The organism is Dyella mobilis (assembly GCF_016904945.1).
Classification (GTDB): Bacteria; Pseudomonadota; Gammaproteobacteria; order Xanthomonadales; family Rhodanobacteraceae; genus Dyella_B; species Dyella_B mobilis.
Genome location: NZ_JADIKF010000039.1, coordinates 1,130,020 through 1,148,446, shown reverse-complemented (window position 1 = coordinate 1,148,446; position 18,427 = coordinate 1,130,020). Strand labels below are relative to the sequence as shown.

The window sequence follows — 18,427 nt, the reverse complement described above, 5'->3', positions numbered from 1 at the left end:
GCCGGGCACTCTCCCCACGTGCTTTGCCCACCATGATCGCGCCGCGCTCTTCGGCACTTAGATGACTGTAATTCCTCGCCATGCAGCACCTCGGTTGGGGGTGTTGCACTTGAGTCTAGAGACCGCCAATCGATAAAAATGCCAAGCGAGGCCAAAGCTGTCAAGCAACGTTACGCATCAACGGTACGTCCTACCCTGGATCTACGGGTCGAGGAAATGGTCATGCGGAAATGGATGCGCTTCACCGATTCATCGAGGCAAACCCGGGCGATCGCGAGACAACGAAGGCATCCATCCGATACTGCGCAGCACTTCTGCAGCATGATGAAACACCCAAGTCTGTCTCGTGCCCGTCCAGACCCTGCTGCAAAAAATGCTCGAAAGTTTTGAAGGATCTTGGCTTTGAATTGGCCGCCGGAACAACGTGGAGCTCGACTCCCATGGGCTCCACCGAGTGGGGGGCGTCATTGAACGTCCGGGACCTGCTAAGCCTTTGCGGTGTGGACTACGATGCGGTGAAAGCGCTCGCGTGATGGTTGCCTACTGTCACGGTCATTTTGATCTGGTCAAAAATAAGGCAACACGACCCCGTTGTTCCTAATGCCAAAGGAGCTCTAGTGCAATGAACTTGCCGACCGATAGGAATGTGCTGCGACAAGCCTGCCGAATTCTCTTGGTGACGTTAAAGAAGTCGAGCCAAAGGGCTTTGGGGCGTCAAAAGCGGTTGGAAGGCAATCGCCGCAACGTGTTGGTTTTCATGATTTTTGCAAGCTCCATCTATCTCGGATGTGGCGCCGCTGTATATGCGCAGGCGCAGAGTGCTGGCGTGAATTCTCAGCAACTCTCGGATGATTTTCTAAATGCGCTAATTAATTTACCAAGAAAACATCAGGGCCAAATTTCATATGACGAAGTTGATGCGATGATAATGCGCAGACTCAAATGCGTGGACGATACCCACTCCGAAAGCATGGGAAAGAACGGCGATGACAAAAACATTAAATACGTCTATGTCAAGTCGCATTGTCTTGACGGATCCAAGGTGGTGTATACGGGAGAAAGTAAAACCCGGGAAGGCGGCAATTTTAAGTACGACTTGGATATAGCTTGGTTCCCTTCAAAGGCTACCTGCATACCTGCGGAACATGTCGAGGCTTTGATCAAAGCCGATGACTGGAAGGCCGTTCAACCTGTGTGGGACCAATCACCTGGCGGAACTCATCAGTCGAACATGAATATTCCCAATTACATGCCTTACCAATCCAGTGGGGCGGGCAGCGCAACGTTAGGTTTTCAATGGTCCCTTCCTGCAGGAAGGCAGTCGATGCTTGGAGTTCCCATAGGGCAAAGCTGTCTAAGTGGTCTGGAATTTTCCGAGCCGCAAGCACGAATTCAACGAGCGTCCACTCTAGGAAGATCATGAAATGACGACCTTGACCTTGCAGCAAGCGTTGACGACGCTTCAGGCTAGCATGCTGGATGCGGCGGGAACTCCACCCAAGCGCAGCAGGCGGCTCAGCAAGAATACACGACGTTTTACAATGCCGTTGCGGAATAACCGGGTCAGGTTGACCTATTTTTGATCAGCCGAATCTGCTTGCTCGTGTGGCTGGCGAAAAAGAAGCTCCATGACACGGTTATATTGATCTGGTTAAAAATAAGGCAACATGACCCCCTTGTTCGTCAAAAATAACCCAGTTGTTCCGATGCCATCCTTGCCGAGGCAGACCAGCTCAACAAGCAGCACCTCGCAAATGGCGGTAGTGGGCCATTGATCACCTACACGCGACCACATGAATCCGACCTATTTACCAAGGCGGAGATTCGGCACATGCTCGCCCGGTATCAGCAACAGCGGAGAGCAGAACCCGCCTCCTGCCAGTAGCGGCCCCAGCACCACCAAAATGAACAAGGCCGTCAGCGCATAACCACGACTTTCACCCTCGCCAGCCTGCCGCTCACCCGGTACGCTGGCGTTTTTTTTGCCACCGGGAACAGGGGACCCAACACATGAATCACTGCACCACCACCATCATCCTTGCCACCGCCGCGCTGGTCGCCATCGCATCAACCGCCACGCACGCTGCCAACAAGGTAGCGCATCATCAGATCAAGCTAAGCAGCAACGTTGCCGGCTGCACCACGACGGCCACCACTGAGCTATCAATCAAGGTCATGAACTCCGGCGATCAGGCGCAGATGGAGAAGTTTGTCGACGCCACGGTCGCCCGTGGTGAGTGTGCGGCCATCCTCGCGGGTACCGTCGTTACCGTTGGACACGGATATGAGGGCGATGCACCGCCGGACACGATGTTGACCGAACTGATCGTGCCGGGCCGGTCTACGCCGCTATGGGTGCAGTTTGGATCGGTCGCCGTCGACATGATCGACGCGAAGTGACCACGGCACCTACACCATGAGCAAAAAGGCCCGCATTGCGTGGGCCTTTCTATTTGCGTAGTGGTGGTCGCGGCGGTCAGACCTCGATCACATGCACATCGGCGCCTAGTGGTGCTTTATCCAGCAAGCGCACGTCCGCCGCTGGCGCGGCATTGTCGCGCACGGGTTGTCAGCGCCGCCTCCGCGCTTGACGCGCTCGATGAAGCGGTACCACGTTCGAGTGTTAGCGTCGAAAAACGCCCTGATAAGGGCGCCAATCGGTCCCGTGTCAAATGTGCGCCGCGCGTGCGCGCACTTGCGGCACAAATGCGCTACTTATGAGCAGAGGTGCTTGCAGGTGCTGGTTTTGCTTTCTGTCCTAGCTGATTGGCCTCGTTTGCGACAAGTTCCGTCCCCTTTTCGTGGCAGGCTGGCGGAATTGATGGCGCCGCACTTGTACTGCTTACAATCTGTTGAACGCATTCAGGCTGGTTGCCAGCATAGGTATGCTTGAACGTTGACCAGGCAAAAAATGCAAGGCCGAGAATTACGATCACACCAATTACAACGAAGGCGATTTCCCCTTTTTGTCGCTTCATCCCTACCCCTCGCTATGTCCAAACAATCTCCGACATGCAGCATGCGCAGCGGTCACCGCTTCCGCTCTGAGAAAGCCCGTCACCGCAGCATGCAGCTCCCTATACGCCTGCTTTTGCATTCGGCAGCGCCGGGAGGCTTCTGCCCAGCTCGTTCATCTCATCAACGCCAGGTCGTGGAAGGTATGATAGAGCACCAGGCGTGCACGGAACTTGTTTACCCCAAACACCAGCGGACGAGTGCGTCGATCCGCCAGCAGCTCAGCGATGAGCTGGGGAAATGCAAGTCGGGCCAGTCCTTCTTGTCGCCTGAGGCCACCGCCAGTGCGATGACCTGGGCGCGGCGGTTGCTTACACACCCAAGCGGGTCAATAACCGGGGTCAGTAACCGGGTCAGGTTGACTTACTTTTGATCAACCAAACCTGCTGCTCGCATGGCTGGCGGAAAAGAAGCTCCATGACACGGTTATTTTGATCTGGTCAAAAATAAGGCGACACAACCCCGTTGTTCCGGACCCCGTTGTTCCGCCATCGATCCATCGAAAGGCTACCGAGCCGCCTTCACATCTTCGTCACACACCCCCTGCGCTGCTGAATCTCGGCGCTGCACTCACCAATTTTTGGCGGGGGCAGATGCTAGATTGCCCGCTTCCTTGCGTGGAGCGGGCATCCATCATCTATGAAAAGGGGATATTGATATGAAGATGTCACGCGCAGTGGTGACGGTCGGTCTCGTGCTTGGTCTTTCCGGAGCTGCGTGGGCAGGTGCACCTGCTACCGGCCTGGGCCAACAGTGGCCAAATGCCACCGATCTGAGCCGCTCCCCGCACTACCACGTCTATGCGTTTGTGCAGAATGGTGTGCGGTTTATCCAAGTCAACAGTTCGAACGGAACGGTCCTGGGGGCCATCGGCACCGCCGGCGGCCAATACATCGTCCTGCCAATGGGGAACGCCTTGCAGGTCTCCACGCCGCAACAATCGGCCACGACGAGCAGCACAGCGGTTCCGGCCGCCTCACCGACCACGGTCTATAACGACGGCACAACGGCTGTCACTGCGACACCCATGAGCGACGGCACCACTGCGTTGGTGACCTCAGACATTTGCAGCGACCCGGCGTCTTGCGGCAGTCACGCCGTCAAGCAGGTTCAGTAAAGGCACCAAGAAAAAGCCCAGCAATTCCGCTGGGCTTTTTCCTCAAATGTCCCGCATCAACCACGCAATGCGGCGCCCATCCGTCAGGTCTCGCTGTCGGGCATGCCCTTCAAAAATCGCGGACCGATCTTCCAGCGTTTTGATGCCACCACCCGTGGCCGTCCGCACCAATCGAGGCGCTAGATCCTCCCACTTCACGTGTGGCAGCCGCACGGGGTTGACCCGGAAAACAACACTCGCGACCACCCATCGCCGTCCGTCGACCTCCCCGCACCGAATACGCACGCATACATCGCTGATGTCACGTTGGCTGCACCCGAGCACGATGGATTCGCACACCATCCGATAAAGGGCCAGGTGAACCGCCGGAGACAACTGGCTCAACGGACCTTTCAGTTCGCACCAGTAGCGAATGCCGGCATGATCCAACATCCGGGCCACCGCCCCTTCTCGCAGGGCGGCCGGCAAGCCTCGTTCCCGATAGATCGTGGGGTGCAAACTTTCCGAGATGCCCAGCAGTTGGTCTTGGGCTGCCAGGGCCGCACTCTGATAGCCACGATCGTCAACGGCCGGCTGCAAGTGGCGCAGGCGCCCCATCATCATCGCGTAACCCGCCCGCACGGTTTCCCGCGCATGCTCGAGCGCCATGGCGGTCGAACGCAGTTGCATCTCCCCGAGCTGGACCTGACGCTGAGCCAGCGCCAACGCCGTGCGCACCTCTTTGCGCTCCCGCTCCGCCCGACGGTCGAGCACCTCAATGCGGCCTCCGAGAAGGAGCATGGTGCAGATCGCGAAGGCCACGATCACTTCGGCCTGGATCGTGGCATTGTCGTAGTGCTCAGGCATCAGCCACACCACCGAGAGCGTGGCTATCGAACCGCCCAGAGCCGCGCCTTGCCACCCATGACGGAGCGCCAGCCAGACCACCGGCACAAACATGGCCACCTGGGCCAATTCACGCAAATGAGGTTCGGCAAAGCCTGCCCAAATCAGAATCATCAGCACCGGCACGATGAAGCAAATGCTTTCCAACGTCGAACGGCTTTCACTGATGGCCGCCAACAACGAACGCCAACCCCTATCGCGAACCGCCTGCCGCACGGCCAACACCGCTGGCGCCACGCACAACACACCAATGAAGTTGCCCAGGATCCATTGCGCCGCCAGGTGGTGATAGCGCATCGGCGTGACGCCAGCCGGATACACCACGGTGGCGATCTGCACCTCATTGAACAGGGTGAGAACGAGAGCCACCAGCAACGCACACAGCAGCAGCTTGCCGATGCGCACTTGTCCGCTGCGATCAAACAAGTGGGAGTGTTCGCGGAAGTAATAGATGACTGGACCGATCAACGCGTTGCCCGGCATCAACATCAACGATGACCACACGATGCCAAACGAGGACGCGCATTCAATGGCCACGGGAAGCTGAGACAGCGACTGCGCAATCGCCAGGAACAGCCAGTAGCGATAGGGCGTCAACAACAACACGGACACGTTAAGTCCGCATACCAACAGAAAGTGGGGCACGTTGAGGTGGGCGATCAGCCATACACCGAGGCCATAGGCAGCCGCTGCCGCCAGGCGCTTCCAGCCGTCCTTGGTTTTCGCCCCCCAATGCAGTTCCGGCATCGCTCTTCCACCCCCAAGTGGACAACCCGTGAATATGTGATGCTTGGATTAAATGCGGTGACGATCCGGGTTCTGGCGTGAAACCCTGGTGAAGTCAAGGCGGCCATAGTTTAGTGCACGACTGGGCAGCCGATTCTTGCTACCAACCAAGTTGTGAGGCGGATTGTGAAGCAGGGGTTCACGGGCGTTGAGCCACATAGACGTCTCATCAACCCATACCCCGCGCCAACGGACATCCCCTGTTCCTGGGCTTGGCCTGACAAGCCGCCACTATGGCGACTTTCTTCCCCCTCGCGCGCCGATATCAGCGAAAATACTGTCAGGTCAACGCAAGCTTAGTGTAGAACCGCATGCAAATGGTGAAGCGTTCGCTTTGGCTTGGAATCTGCCTCTTGGCAATCGGTGCCTCCGCAAACGCAGGAACACCACCGACATCGATTCAGACATCGGTGTGCCAGTTGGCAAAAGCGCCCCGGAACGCCCTCGTGGTGATGAACTTGTCAGCAATCGCCGCGCGCGATCCTCGCCATGGCGTCGTGTTTTTGGACGCCCATTGCCGCGGCCAACGCGTGGCATTCCGTTTCGCTGATGACCTCAGCCCCAGCTCCCACGTGGGGCAGTTCGAGGCGGCTATCACGCCTCGCTCCATCGGTTCGAGTCTTCGATTGTTCCGGGTCGAGGGTGCATCTGGAAAGTTCGATCCCAATGCGGGCGAACACGGCATGCTGGTAGTGGATCACGTGGATCATTTTGAGAAATTACCCGGATGGCCAGCGGAGTTCACAACGCCGTCGCCGTGATCTCTCAACCGGGATGTATAAACCAAACGTATTTGCGCGATGCTCCTTCATCCGTGTTGCCGCACAGCGCCAAGGCATATTTGCATGCCCCATTGCACCTTCGAAAAAGGCGGCACGCCGTTCCTACGCAACGTGCCGAAACCGACATACCGTTCCCACGCAGTACGCCAAATGACCCCATCACACGGACACGCTCGGTTTATCCACCTCCCTCGGGCGTGAGCGTGTCGACGTGAAGATGCAGGAGGTCGATGGCGGTCTCCAGGCCGATCTGTTGCACGGGGTTGAGCGGCAAAAGACCCGTTCTTTTGCCGGTTTCGCCTGCGTGCTTGGAGATGCGGTGAGCCTTGAGCAGACCCTCGATCACCGCCACGGCAAGCGCGGTGCCGGCCTGTTGAGACGCGTAGCTTTGCCGTCGTTCCCGCTCGGCGCTTTCAGAGAGGCGCGCATCGTCGACGGATGAAGTGGATTTAGATTTTGGGTCTTTTTGAACCCATCGGCATGAGGGTGCCGTATGATCCATGAAGGTCATGATCAACTCCGTTCTAGTTGGTTTGGCTTAGCGGATCGTGAGAGGGCCAACTCTCGCGATCCGCGCTTCTCCACACATTGCTGCATGGGTCATCGGCGTTCGGGATTAGCGAAGTGCGCCGGTGACAGCACGAACGTAACGAGCCGACTCGGCGGCGTATATGGGACGTGGCTTAGATTGCAGTGGGCCCTTGTCATCAACGGGCAACCCTTCCTGCAACGGCGCTATTTCGGCGGCACCAGCCGCAAGCGGGAGGATTCGTGCCTGGGATTGGGCGACAGCATCCGCTCGATTTCCGTGGCGGGCAATCCACGCGCGTAGTAGTAGCCCTGCCCTTCGGCGCAACCGGCGTGCAGCAGGAAGTCGTGCTGGGCGGCTGTTTCGATGCCTTCGGCAATGGTGCAAATGCCCAGGCTCTTGGCGATGGCGAGCATGGCTTCGACGATGGCCACGTCGTTGGTGCTGTCCGGCAGGTCGGTGACGAAGGAGCGGTCGATCTTCAGGTAATCGATGCCCGACAGTTTCAGATACGCCAACGACGAATAGCCCGTACCGAAATCGTCGATGGCGATGCCCACGCCGAGCGCATGCAAGGCGTGCATGGTTTGTTCGGTGGCTTCGCCCAGGCGCAGGATGGCGCTTTCGGTAATTTCGAACATCAGGCGACGCGGTGAAATCTGGCTGAGTTGCAGCGCCTGCTTCACGCTTTCGATAAATCCCGGATGCCCGAACGTGGCGGCCGAGGCATTGAGCGCCACGCGGATCGGCGGCAGCTTGGCCTGGTCCCATAGGCGTATTTGCGTGCAGACGGCGCGCATGGTCCACGCATCGATGCGCCGGATCAAGCCGAGGCTTTCGGCCAGCGGAATGAATTCGTCGGGCATCAGCTCGCCGCGTTCCGGATGGCGCCAGCGCAGCAGCGCTTCCACCGCGACGATACGTCCGGTGCGCAGTTCCACGCTGGGCTGGAACACCAGATGGAATTCATCGCGCATCAGCGCCTGGCGCAGGTCGGCACCGAGCATCAGGCGCATGCGTGCATCGGCATGCATCAGCGGCGTGTAGAAACGGAACGTGTTGCGCTCTTGCGTCTTGGCGGCGTACATCGCCGCATCCGCATTGGAGATCAGCACCACCGGATCGCTGCCGTCCAACGGATAGCCGGCAATGCCGATACTGGCGCTCATCACGATTTCGTAGTCGCCGATCAGCATCGGCTCGGACAGGCTTTGCAGCAGGCGGCTGGCGAATTGCGCCGCCTGCTCGCGCGTGCGCAGGCCGCCCAGCAGCACGGTGAATTCGTCGCCACCGATGCGGCTGGCCACGTCGTTTTCGCCCAGTTCGCGCCGGATGCGCTGGGCCACTTTCACCAGCAGGCGATCGCCGATGGCGTGGCTGTAGCTGTCGTTGACGGCCTTGAAGGCATCCAGGTCGACGAACAGCACCGCCGCCGCACCATTCATGCGCGCGGCCGCTTCGATGGCATGCGAGCAATGGCGCTGGAATTCGCTGCGATTGGCCAAGCCGGTCAAAGGATCGTGCGCCACCATGTATTCCAGGCGCTGACGATCAGCCTTGCTGCGCGTGATGTCGGTAATCACCGCCACGTAATGCTGCACCTTGCCTTCGCCATTGCGAATGGCACTGATGCTGAGCAGTTCCGGATACGAGGAGCCATCCGAGCGCCAGCTCTGCACCTCGCCAACCCAGTTGCCGCCTTCGGCCACCATGTCCCAGATCGATGCCGGCAAGGGCGAACCGTCCGGCATGCGGCGCAATTCGTCGAAGCGATGGTGTTGCAGGTATTGCGGCGTGTAGCCGGTAATGCGCGTATGCGCCGCGTTGACCGTGGTAACGCGGCGTTCGGCATCGGCAATGATCAGGCCTTCGGCGACGCTCGCCATGGCCTCCGAAGCGATGCGGCGCTCCTGTTCCATCGTCACGCGATCGGAGATGTCGCGCATGATGGCCTGGCGCACAGGCTGGTCGCCCCAGGTGGTGAGGCTGCTGTGCGTTTCCACCGTGCGCATCACCCCGTTCACCGCGCGCAACAGGCCAATGGTGGATGAGCCGGCGGCACGCGTGCTGCCTTCCACGAACAGCGTGAGGAAGTTCATGCCGATCAGCTCTTGCGGATCGCGGCCGGTCCACACGCTGGCGGTACGGTTCACGCCCAGAATCTTGCCGTGCGTTTCGTCCACCATCACGATGGCGTCGGCCGCGCTGTCGAACAGCAAGCGGTATTTCTCTTCGGTGCCGCGGATGCCGGCGAGAATGCGCTGCGCCATGCGCACCCATAGCAGGGAGGCGAGCAAGGCAGTAATCAGTACGGCCGTGAACAGCACGCCACCAAGCCACGCCGCACCCAGCGCGATGTCCAGCGAGAATTCGTCGCTGCGCGGCTCGATGTAATCGTTGAGCGCGTCGATGCGTGCGCTTTGATGCACGATCTCCGGCTCCGAAGGCTTGCCGCTGGAGTAAGCCTGCTGCAACTCGCCGGCAATCGTGTTGAGCTCTTCGATCGAACCGTCCACCGAACGCCAATCGGTAAGCGCCTGCCCCATGTAGGGCGCGCGCGCGAAATGGTCGAGGATGAAAATCATGCCCGGAATGGCGGCGGGGATGACGCCTCCACGCTTGAAGGCGTCGCCCACTTGCTTGCTGTCGTAATGCCCCCTGGCAATCTGGTCGCGAGCCCAGCGGTCGGTGCGCACTACCTCATAGTTACGCTTGAAACTGTCCAGCCTGGCGGGGTCGCCGCTGCGGGCGTAAGCGTAGAGATCGATGACCGATTGCTTCTGTGCCTTGGACCAGAGGCTTTCGCCGTTCAAAAAGCCGGCCAGGGTCACCTGGACCTGGAGCGCACCCCAGGTCAGGCAAAGAACCAGGCCAACGACCGCCGCCAAGCCGTATGCCAGGGGCATAAGGCGTCGGGACAGCGGTCGTTGCTGGACATTCCGGGCGGTGAGCATCTTGCCTCTTTAAAACCACAATCAGCCAACACTCTGCATGAAGTTACTGCTGATGTGTATCGCCCCACGACTACATTTACTTAAGCGGCTGCCTCGTTCGCCGCGGCAAACCCCGTAAAGGCGGGTTCGTCTGTCGCAGGCTCGTTGAGCTGCCAAGGGTCACGACGCACATCCAGACACCGATCCAGGGTAATCCTCATGCTTACGTAACTCCGCTTGACGCATTCTTGCAGGTAGGCCACCTCATCCGCACGGGGGTCCGTACCCACCAGACTGCAGACGATCTCAAGGGCCTCCCACGGGTGAGTATCGTCATAAGCGGCGTGAAGTTGAAGCCAACGCAGGCTTTGCGCGCGGACCGCCTTCGGAATGCTTTCGGCATAGGCTACGCTTTCGTAGACCTTTTGCGACCATTCTCCGGTAGCCCCCTCCACCGCATAGTTGGTGGCGATCATGCCTGCCGCCAGCGGCCCACTCCGGCTTACTTCCTCGCACCAGTTCGCGAGGGCATCGGTACCGTACGGGGCGACTCCATTCAGTACCTCTTCCTGGGCAACGCCGGCACCTTCGGCCCAGTTGAGCCAGTATTCGGCGTGATTTTGCTCCACCCGGATGTTGCGCACCAGCCAGCGCCTGGCCATGTTTTCACCCTTGCTGCGGCCATAGCGGGTCTTGAGCAGGTTCAGTGCCATGTAACCGGGGAAACGCTCGATCACCGGCCATATGCCGACCATGAAATCGCGCGTGCCGGGGGCATCGAGGCGGGCTTCGCCCATGATCGACCACACTTCGTGATCAACCACGCCTTTCTTGGTGGCTTCGCAGGCGGTCACCAGGTCTTGGGCCCACTCCGGATAGCTGCTCAGTTCGGTCAGTGCGCCAGTACGTTCAAATTGTGCGTGCATGTGTCTTCTCCACTTGGAAATAACTACTAGGGTCGTCTCGGCTGCGAACGCAGCCGACACCGGGCCCTTGGGGCGGTCCCGGCATCTCCATAGTGGGCATCCGTGCGGGGGGTTGCGACCCCTCTTTTTCCTACCTTTGGTCACGCCCGCTGAATGCGCTTAAGCGCATGATTATTTTGATATTTATAGAAGTGACGATCACTCGAGCGGGCTACGGCGCGCGCGCCGCCGGAGGGAATTGGTCTGGTCGATGAATCGCCTGCCCGGCAGCAAACGCAGGGCGCCCCAAACCGGCAACGTCCGGGTGGCACATACGCATTTGCCGGGGCGGCATGCCTCCCCGGAGGGAATCTTTAAAAACGCGGTTAAACGCAGGGAACGGGGACCTGCCATGGCCCCGTCCCCTGCTTCGAGTCAGTGCCAGCCCTTGCGGCTGTCCGTGCCCGGCGTAAACGAAACGCCGCGCAGCACTTCGCCAAACTTGGCCGAACGCAGCGTCACGAAATGCTCGTCGCCCACCGCGGCCGCACTGGTATTGGACAGCTCATCGCGAATCGCCACCAGTTTGTCCGGGTCAGCACCGGTATCGCCGTTGCCGCTGATGGTGGAGGTGACCGCCCAAACGGTGACCTTGCCGTCTTCATCCACGCGGCCGGTGATCTGGCGCAGGCCATCGGTGGCCGGCGACCACGGCAAGCCGGTGGCAGCGTTGGTGCCGGTCGGATAGTCGCGCACGGTATAGGGCTGGCCGAGATTCAAGCCGGCTTGCAACGTGTAGGCCAGATTCCAGGTTTTGCTTGCGGCGTTGAATACCCACTTCTGCAAGCCGGCCGTGGTTTGTGCGGCGGCATGCGTATACAGATCGGTGCCGCCGACATAGCCATCGCCTTCATCGGCGACGTAAAGCGTATTGGCGTCGGCAAACCAGAGCGCAAACGGATACGACACCGTGGTCGCCGTCTTCACCGGCACGCTCGGGAAGCCGGCGAGGATGCACATGTTGCTCGGCAGCCCGTTCTTCTGCAGCGTTGCAGCATTGAAGGAGAGCGGAGCACTCGGCAGCGCCGCACCGGCAACCGGGACGCCTACGCCGTTGGGACAAGCCGTACCGGTGGTATCCACGAAATACACCGTGTTCACACCGTTGCTGCCGCTGCCCTTGGTGAAATAGAGCACGTTGTCGTGCTCGGTCATGCCGCGGAAATTATCGTCCTTGCCGACCTTGTCCGCCTTGGCGCCAAGACTGGTCACCGAAAAGCTCGCCAGCGGCGTCGCGGCGACCGGGCTCTGCAAGGCTTCGGGCAAGGTGGAAGGCACGATCCATTGCGCGCCGGTGCCCTGGATCACGCCGGTCGGCTGCGGGTTGCTGCCGTTACCGCCATTGCCGGCGGTATAGAACACGTTCGCGCCGTCCACGTTGTTGTAGATCGCAGCGCGGCCGTTGTTGCCGCTGTACGTATTGGTTTCGGTGAAGCGGAAATGGCCGGCGCCATTCACCACCGCCACGGCGCGATAGTACGCACCGCCGTCGGGGTTGGTGGGATCCACCGCCAGTGGCGTATTGGAATTGGATACGTCAATGGCATTGACCGGCGCGACATACCCCATGAAGGTGAGATACCGGCCATCCAGCGACAGATGCAGCCCCAGTTCCGATTTGCTGCTGAAGCTGGTGACCAGCTCGCCCTCGCGCGCAGCCGGCAGCAGGCTGTTGGGAACTTCCAGCGAATTGATCAGCCAGCCGTTGGGCGTGATCTGGTCGAGATAAATGCGCGAGGTGATGCCGAAGCTGCCGTCGTAAATGTCGTTGTTCCACACGTACGGATAGGTGCCGTCATACGGCGCACCCGGTGCGGTGCCGCAGCCGCCGCTGCTGGCAGGACAGTTCGGCGGCAGAATCTCGCCAACCTGCACGTTGCTCGCCTGGTTGTCGTACACACTGCGGCTGACCACCAGATTGCCGGGCCAGAAATGGAAATCGCGATCGTGCGAAAAATCGTTGGCATAAGCGGTGGCGCCGGCAGCGATCGTGGTGATCGCGAGCGCGGCGGCAAGATAGCGGCGACGCATACGGTGAGGCGAAGTCATTGTCATGGTGATCTCCGGGTAGGTGTGTGAACGGAGCTACAGGGCACAACCCGACCACGGTAATCATCGCCAATGAAGAATTTTTGACAGCCTCGTGCAAGTCGCTCCAGGTGTAACACCCACGTGACAACGATCACTGCCTGATACGAGCCGCACGCCACGCTAAGCTTTTCCTAAGCATGGCGTGCGTCGTTGCATCAGGCCTTTCGCGTGAACCCGTCTTCGCTCCACTCTTCGCTGCCTACGCCGTGGTGGACGAAGAACAATCCATCCGGATCGTATTGCCGTTTCACCGCGGCAAGACGTGGATAGTTGCTGCCCCAGAAGGCTTGCTGCCAATCGCGCCGGAAGTAATCGCTCTCCGAAACGTAGGCGCCCGCATCGGGTGCGGCTTTGAGCATTTCATCCATGGCTTTGTCTACCGATTCCTTATTGCGGCGCGCTTCGTCGGGATCGGGGCCGGGCATTCCGGGAAAGGCCGGTTTGCCGAAGCCCGCGATGATGGCCAAGGCAAATGCTTCCAGCACCTGCGGATTCATGGCGGTATCGCGCGCGGCCTCGATGGCGTCGGCAGGCGCACCTGCCTGGCCTTTGTTGAAATGGAATCCCAGATAGCGGTGACGTGAACTTTCGTAGATCGCGTCGACCAGTTGCGCCTGCCGATCCTTTTGCAGCAGCGAAGCAGGCAGCCACGCCGATTTGAACGCGTGGAGAAACCAGCCCACCTGTTCCTGGTCGCCCTTCCACAACGCGTGATGGCGCGGTGCACCGGGCCGGTCATCCCTGACAATCGCACCCGGAAGATGCTGCTCAAAGAATTCGGCATCCCAGAAATGCTTCGCAGGCAACGCCATGACTTTAACCGGTTGCTCGAAGGAGTATTCCTTACGTGCGCGCACCCAATCCAGGAAGGGCGCCCAGATGGCTTGCGCCTGCTGCTGGGTCAGCCCTTCGAACACCAGTGAAAAATGCAGCACGTTGCTGGGCGTGAACCCGATCTGTTCTCCCCAATGCGGGTTGAACAGATCGCTCTGATAGAAGCTGACCATCTTGGCGATCAAGGCGCGATACGCGTCGTCGGTCGAGGCTTTGATGTCGCCTATTACGGCGCCGAACCACTCGGGCAATTCGTGCGTGCGCAAGGTCAGGCGCGTCACCACGCCCAGGCTGCCGCCACCACCGCCCTTGAGGCCCCAGAACAGCTCCGGGTTCGTGCACGCGTTGGCAATGCGCGCAACACCGTCGGCCGTAACGACCTCCGCCTCGATCAGGTTGGAACAGGCCGTGCCGAACCGCTTGGAAAAACTGCCGAAGCCGCCGCTCTGGATCAGCCCCGCCACGCCGACCGTAGTGCAGCCGCCGCCCTGCACGTAGCGCCCGCCACGCGTGGTAACGGCGTCATAGGCATCGCACCACATCGCGCCAGACTGCACGGTCACCGCTGGCTGAGCCGCTTGCTTACCCTCGCAACCCTGCCCAACGAAGCCGTCATGCAAGGTCACCGCATTCATGTGCCGGGTCCAGACGAGCAGGGAGTCCGCCGAATCGGACGTGCCCTGGTAACTGTGCCCACCGCCCTTCACCACCAGGCGCAAGTTGTGGGCCCGGGCGAAGTTCACCGCAGCCACCACATCCGCCGTACTTTCGGCCGCTACCGCATAGGTGCTCGGCCACGAGGTCCACGCCTTGGCCCAGCCGCTGGTCTGGGTCAGTGCCGGCTGGTCGCCGATGTAGAAGGGATTGTCCAGGTGCTTGAGTGCCTCGGCGTAAGCCGGACTGGAGCGGTCGGCAAACGGCGACTGCAGTTTCAGCAAGCGCCCGCCCACCTGCTGCTTCAAGACGTCCCACTGGGTCGCCGAAGGCCAGCCGGGGCTGCCTGGCCGTACGCGTGAACGCAAGCGCCCGGCGAGCTTGCTGCCCGCCTCCGCCAGCGCAGTACCCACCCCGCCCACCGAGAACCCGGCAAGAAACGGAACCGCCATTGCCGCCTTCAACAACTCGCGCCTGTTCATGGAACCCCTCTCGCTGCTCAACCCAGGATGGTGGCCACTATCAATGGCTTGCCCCCTTCATGGCTAACGTCGAGGGACAAAAGGCGCCCATGGTGGGACGAACGGAGACCGGCAAGGGATGAAACGCGACGCCTCGCCGGTCAAAGTTAAAGATCAAACCAAAGACCGACTCACGCCGCGCGGGGACGAGCCCGCCTCGCCTCATAGGCCTTCAGATGGGCATACGCCACCCGCAGCATCGGCAGATCCAGTCCCTTGGCCTCGCCCCGCGCGAGCATGTCGCCCACGATGTGGTCCGCCTCGACCTCGGCACCCTGCTCCAGGTCGCGCATCATCGATGCGCTCAGCGAAGAACCTTTCTCGGTCAGCACCGAGCAGGAGCGCTGCAGCGAGGCATCGCCAGGCGGGTGGCCGTAGGCCTGGGCCACCTTGCGGCAATCCTCCAGCAGGCCGAGCGCAGCCTGCTCGCCGCCTGGCGCGGCGACGATGTCGCCGACCGGCGCACGCATCAGGCAGGTGATGCCGGCCAGGGACGCGAGGAACACCCATTTCTCCCACATGTCCTGCAAGACCTGGCTGCTCAAGCGCGGGTCGAAGCGCACCTTGGCCATCGCCTGCTCGATGCGCTCGACCCGCGGCGAACGCGAACCGTCGCGCTCGCCGTAGGTCAGGCCATGCACCGGATTGAGATGCCGCACCACGCCTTTGGCATCCAGCGTGGTGGCAATGAAACACGAGCCGCCCAGCACGCGTTCCGCACCGAATCGCTCATCGAGCACATCGAGGTGCCGCATGCCGTTGAGAACGGGCAGGATCGTCGACTCCGGCCCCACGGCGGGCGCCACGTCTTCGATCACCTGCGGCAGGTGGTAGGCCTTGCAGCTGACGATGATCAGATCGAAATGGCGGTCCAGGGCATTCGACTGGACAGTGGCCGGCGATGGCAGGGTGAGATCGCCGGCCGCGCTGCGGATCACCAGCCCGTCCCGCGCCAGTTCCTGCGCGCGCCGGGCGCGTACCAGAAAGGTGACGTCCTGCCCGCTTTCCAGCAGGCGACCGCCAAAATAGCCGCCGGTGGCACCTGCACCGACCATCAGGATCTTCATGATGCGTTTCCTCGTGCTGCAAAAAAGCCTGCTGCATTATCCGACACGCCCGCGCTTTTGCAGTCATCCTGTGCCTCTGTGCCGGGTCGCTGGACAACCATGCGATCATGTCGCATGACTGCCTTTCACGTACTCCCGCTCAAACCCGCCCTGCTCGCCAGCGTCGAAACGCTCGGCTACGAGCAGATGACGCCGATCCAGGCGCAAAGCCTGCCCGCCATGCTGGAAGGCCGCGATGTGATCGCCCAGGCACAAACCGGCAGCGGCAAGACCGCCGCCTTCGGCTTGAGCCTGCTGCAATCGCTGCAAGTGGAAACGATCCGCCTGCAGGCCCTGGTGCTTTGCCCCACCCGCGAGCTGGCCGACCAGGTCAGCAAAGCGATCCGCAAGCTCGCCGCGAACATCCCCAATGTAAAGCTGCTGACCTTGTGCGGCGGCATGCCGCTGGGTCCGCAGTTGGCTTCGCTCGCGCATGATCCGCACATCGTGGTGGGTACGCCCGGCCGCGTGCAGGAACACCTCAAGCGCGGCAGCCTGCACGGCGGCGGCATCAGCGTGCTGGTGCTGGACGAAGCCGACCGGATGCTGGACATGGGTTTCAGCGAAGCGATCGACGACATCGTCAAGCGCATCGCCAAGCATCATCAGACCTTGCTGTTTTCGGCCACCTATCCGGACGAAATCCGCGAGGTGAGCCGGCGCCTGCAACGCGATCCGGTGGAAGTGACGGTAGATGCGCCGGCGGAAACCAGACCGGCGATCGAGCAGCAGTTCATCGAAGTGGAGCCGGCACGCAAGCTCGACGCACTGGCCCAGTTGCTCAGCGGCGAACGCGGCCAGCACGCACTCGTGTTCTGCAACATGCGGCGTGACGTGGACGCCGTGGCCGAAGAGCTGGACCGCCGCGGTTTTTCCGCACTGGCCCTGCACGGCGACATGGAGCAGCGCGACCGCGACGAAGTGCTGGTGCGTTTCGCCAACCGCAGTTGCGCCGTGCTGGTCGCCACCGACGTCGCCGCCCGCGGACTGGATATTGCCGGGCTGCCGTTGGTGATCAGCTACGACATCGCACACGACCCCGACACGCATACGCACCGCATTGGCCGAACCGGACGCGCGGGCCAATCGGGTCTGGCCATCGCGCTGTGCACGCCCAGGGAGAAACCCAAGGCAGACAACATCGAACAGGTGCTGGGTACGCCGCTGGGGTGGCATCCGCTGAAGCTGGGGGCCCCACGCGGCAAGACGCTGAATCTGGCACCGATGAAAACCCTGGTGATCGATGCCGGGCGCCAGGACAAGCTCCGCCCCGGCGACATTCTTGGCGCGCTCACCGGTGATGCCGGCCTTACAGCCGACGATGTCGGCAAGATCGACGTTTTCGCGACTCGCGCCTACGTCGCCATCCGCCGCGACCTGGCAAACAAGGCGCTGGAGCGTCTGCGCAGCGGCAAGGTCAAGGGTCGCAATTTCCGGATCAGGACACTGTAGCGGCGATGCGTGAAATGACCGCTCACCGAAGCTTCACAACTCGCACGCACATCCTCAGACAGTTCGAGTTAATTTAAGTACCAGTTGGGAACAGGGGCCGTACCTGGGCACGGTAACCGTGCCCAGGTATGTCTTCGGCAAACCTTCCCCAGGGTGCCGGCGCAGCAGCGGTTTTCCCTTGCGCAAAGCCCTTTTCCATCACGCTCGCCACGCGGACGCGGCACCCTGCCACGTGACCTTTTCGTACTTTGATGTCATCATGTCTGGAGCCTACTCCAGGCCTGTACGACAGCAAGGGATCCAAGCGTGTTGAAGCGCGCATCACATCGACGGTTTGTGGCATGGCTGGCTCTCGCCGCCATGGCGCTGGTCGTGCTGATGCCCGTGCTTTCCCGCGCTATGCCGGCCGATGCCCCGATGATGGGGATGGATGCCGGGTGCACCATGCACGAAGGCCATGCCGGCCACCCGCATCCCGGCACGCCCAACCATCCGGACGACCCTACCGCTCGCTGCGGCTACTGCGTATTGCTCACGCATACGCCAGTGGTCGATTCCGGCCTGGCGGTACTGTTCGCTCCGCTGGACCTGCCCGCGCTTTCGCTGCAAATTGCAAAGCCCGGCAGCATTGCCGCAACGCCGCTGCTGAGCGCACATCCACGCGGACCTCCGTTGACCGCTAACACCTGATCCGGCGCCCGCCTGCGGCGCCATGGTCATCCACGTATCGGGAAACTCGGGCGCTGGCGTTACGCCT

At 61.0% G+C, this 18,427-nt stretch carries 14 protein-coding genes; 6 read left to right on the top strand and 8 right to left on the bottom strand.

All coding sequences use genetic code 11. The annotated features are described in order from the left end of the window. Positions 1–622: 622 nt before the first annotated feature. A complete protein-coding gene (locus ISS99_RS16320) occupies positions 623–1,423 on the top strand; it encodes a hypothetical protein (protein ID WP_204632630.1) in 801 nt (266 codons plus the stop codon). Between the two features lie 587 nt (positions 1,424–2,010). Continuing rightward, the gene (locus tag ISS99_RS16315) at positions 2,011–2,400 is read left to right on the top strand and encodes a hypothetical protein (protein ID WP_204632629.1); all 390 of its coding nucleotides are present in this window, start codon (positions 2,011–2,013) and stop codon (positions 2,398–2,400) included. Between the two features lie 311 nt (positions 2,401–2,711). Here the strand turns inward: ISS99_RS16315 and ISS99_RS16310 are convergent, their stop codons facing one another. After that, entirely contained in the window at positions 2,712–2,978 is a 267-nt protein-coding gene (locus ISS99_RS16310) for a hypothetical protein (RefSeq protein WP_204632628.1), read from the bottom strand. 695 nt (positions 2,979–3,673) lie between these two features. On the opposite strand from ISS99_RS16310, the gene ISS99_RS16305 reads away from it, so the two are divergent. Further along, a complete protein-coding gene (locus ISS99_RS16305) occupies positions 3,674–4,132 on the top strand; it encodes a hypothetical protein (protein ID WP_239537950.1) in 459 nt (152 codons plus the stop codon). A 42-nt stretch (positions 4,133–4,174) separates the two neighbouring features. Here ISS99_RS16305 and ISS99_RS16300 read toward each other — a convergent pair whose 3' ends face one another. Beyond that, a complete protein-coding gene (locus ISS99_RS16300) occupies positions 4,175–5,764 on the bottom strand; it encodes an MASE1 domain-containing protein (protein ID WP_204632627.1) in 1,590 nt (529 codons plus the stop codon). A gap of 485 nt (positions 5,765–6,249) precedes the next feature. Between ISS99_RS16300 and ISS99_RS16295 the strand changes: the two genes are divergently transcribed. Further along, the gene (locus tag ISS99_RS16295) at positions 6,250–6,564 is read left to right on the top strand and encodes a hypothetical protein (protein ID WP_204632626.1); all 315 of its coding nucleotides are present in this window, start codon (positions 6,250–6,252) and stop codon (positions 6,562–6,564) included. A gap of 199 nt (positions 6,565–6,763) precedes the next feature. On the opposite strand, the gene ISS99_RS16290 is transcribed toward ISS99_RS16295, so the two are convergent. From ISS99_RS16290 to panE, 6 genes are all read right to left on the bottom strand, one after another. Continuing rightward, a complete protein-coding gene (locus ISS99_RS16290) occupies positions 6,764–7,096 on the bottom strand; it encodes a hypothetical protein (protein ID WP_204632625.1) in 333 nt (110 codons plus the stop codon). Positions 7,097–7,320: 224 nt separating this feature from the next. After that, a complete protein-coding gene (locus tag ISS99_RS16285) occupies positions 7,321–10,020 on the bottom strand; it encodes a putative bifunctional diguanylate cyclase/phosphodiesterase (RefSeq protein ID WP_204632624.1) in 2,700 nt (899 codons plus the stop codon). 128 nt (positions 10,021–10,148) lie between these two features. Next, positions 10,149–10,973, bottom strand: coding sequence for an iron-containing redox enzyme family protein (locus ISS99_RS16280; RefSeq protein ID WP_204632623.1), 825 nt, complete (start codon positions 10,971–10,973; stop codon positions 10,149–10,151). A gap of 414 nt (positions 10,974–11,387) precedes the next feature. After that, on the bottom strand, positions 11,388–13,067 hold the full coding sequence (locus ISS99_RS16275) for a hypothetical protein (RefSeq protein ID WP_204632622.1): 1,680 nt from the start codon (positions 13,065–13,067) through the stop codon (positions 11,388–11,390). A 191-nt stretch (positions 13,068–13,258) separates the two neighbouring features. After that, positions 13,259–15,073 (bottom strand): FAD-binding oxidoreductase, encoded by a 1,815-nt coding sequence (locus ISS99_RS16270; RefSeq protein ID WP_204632621.1) that lies wholly within the window; start codon positions 15,071–15,073, stop codon positions 13,259–13,261. 170 nt (positions 15,074–15,243) lie between these two features. Continuing rightward, the gene (panE, locus tag ISS99_RS16265; protein WP_204632620.1) at positions 15,244–16,179 is read right to left on the bottom strand and encodes a 2-dehydropantoate 2-reductase; all 936 of its coding nucleotides are present in this window, start codon (positions 16,177–16,179) and stop codon (positions 15,244–15,246) included. Positions 16,180–16,293: 114 nt separating this feature from the next. Between panE and dbpA the strand changes: the two genes are divergently transcribed. Together dbpA and ISS99_RS16255 are read left to right on the top strand one after the other, a co-directional pair. Continuing rightward, the gene (gene dbpA / locus ISS99_RS16260; protein ID WP_204632619.1) at positions 16,294–17,670 is read left to right on the top strand and encodes an ATP-dependent RNA helicase DbpA; all 1,377 of its coding nucleotides are present in this window, start codon (positions 16,294–16,296) and stop codon (positions 17,668–17,670) included. 306 nt (positions 17,671–17,976) lie between these two features. Continuing rightward, positions 17,977–18,360, top strand: coding sequence for a DUF2946 family protein (locus ISS99_RS16255; RefSeq protein ID WP_204632618.1), 384 nt, complete (start codon positions 17,977–17,979; stop codon positions 18,358–18,360). Positions 18,361–18,427: the final 67 nt, after the last annotated feature.

What these genes read in the sequence shown, in the direction of transcription:
- ISS99_RS16310 (WP_204632628.1), bottom strand. Translation starts at nt 2,978, where the DNA reads ATGAAGCGACAAAAAGGGGAAATCGCCTTCGTTGTAATTGGTGTGATC.
- ISS99_RS16305 (WP_239537950.1), top strand. Translation starts at nt 3,674, where the DNA reads ATGAAGATGTCACGCGCAGTGGTGACGGTCGGTCTCGTGCTTGGTCTT.
- ISS99_RS16300 (WP_204632627.1), bottom strand. Translation starts at nt 5,764, where the DNA reads ATGCCGGAACTGCATTGGGGGGCGAAAACCAAGGACGGCTGGAAGCGC.
- dbpA (WP_204632619.1), top strand. Translation starts at nt 16,294, where the DNA reads ATGACTGCCTTTCACGTACTCCCGCTCAAACCCGCCCTGCTCGCCAGC.
- panE (WP_204632620.1), bottom strand. Translation starts at nt 16,179, where the DNA reads ATGAAGATCCTGATGGTCGGTGCAGGTGCCACCGGCGGCTATTTTGGC.
- ISS99_RS16315 (WP_204632629.1), top strand. Translation starts at nt 2,011, where the DNA reads ATGAATCACTGCACCACCACCATCATCCTTGCCACCGCCGCGCTGGTC.
- ISS99_RS16290 (WP_204632625.1), bottom strand. Translation starts at nt 7,096, where the DNA reads ATGACCTTCATGGATCATACGGCACCCTCATGCCGATGGGTTCAAAAA.
- ISS99_RS16270 (WP_204632621.1), bottom strand. Translation starts at nt 15,073, where the DNA reads ATGAACAGGCGCGAGTTGTTGAAGGCGGCAATGGCGGTTCCGTTTCTT.
- ISS99_RS16285 (WP_204632624.1), bottom strand. Translation starts at nt 10,020, where the DNA reads ATGCCCCTGGCATACGGCTTGGCGGCGGTCGTTGGCCTGGTTCTTTGC.
- ISS99_RS16320 (WP_204632630.1), top strand. Translation starts at nt 623, where the DNA reads ATGAACTTGCCGACCGATAGGAATGTGCTGCGACAAGCCTGCCGAATT.
- ISS99_RS16280 (WP_204632623.1), bottom strand. Translation starts at nt 10,973, where the DNA reads ATGCACGCACAATTTGAACGTACTGGCGCACTGACCGAACTGAGCAGC.
- ISS99_RS16275 (WP_204632622.1), bottom strand. Translation starts at nt 13,067, where the DNA reads ATGACAATGACTTCGCCTCACCGTATGCGTCGCCGCTATCTTGCCGCC.